Source organism: Pseudomonas sp. MWU16-30323, assembly GCF_020515595.1.
In the GTDB taxonomy this organism is placed as follows: domain Bacteria; phylum Pseudomonadota; class Gammaproteobacteria; order Pseudomonadales; family Pseudomonadaceae; genus Aquipseudomonas; species Aquipseudomonas yamanorum.
On sequence record NZ_JAIWYM010000101.1, the window covers coordinates 1 to 343 of the forward strand.

A 343-nucleotide genomic window follows, 5' to 3' on the forward strand; every position below is an offset into this window, starting at 1 on the left:
GCCGAACATTGTCATAACGGTATTTGAGCTGCGTGCCGTCCGGATTAATCCGGCGGCTGATCAGGTGCAAACCATCGGCATACTCATAGCGCGTAACCCGGCCCAGTTCATCGCGCTCGGCAGTGATTTTTCCGTAAGGGTTGTAGCTGAATTCGCGAGTGGCGCCGCCCGGCTGAATCACCTTCAGCAAGCGACCTACCGCGTCCCACTGATACTGAGTCAGCGCGCCATGCTCATCCTCGCAAGCAACCTGCCGCCCCAGGTCGTCATAGCGATAACGCCGTACACCGCCATTCGCCAGCTTCTCCTCAATGAGCTGGCCACGCTCGTTCCAGATCAGCCG

Annotated in this window: 1 pseudogene; it reads right to left on the bottom strand. The window is 58.9% G+C overall.

The window, feature by feature from the left end:
- Positions 1 to 343 (bottom strand): annotated as a pseudogene (locus LIY45_RS30630) (type IV secretion protein Rhs); the annotation flags it as partial.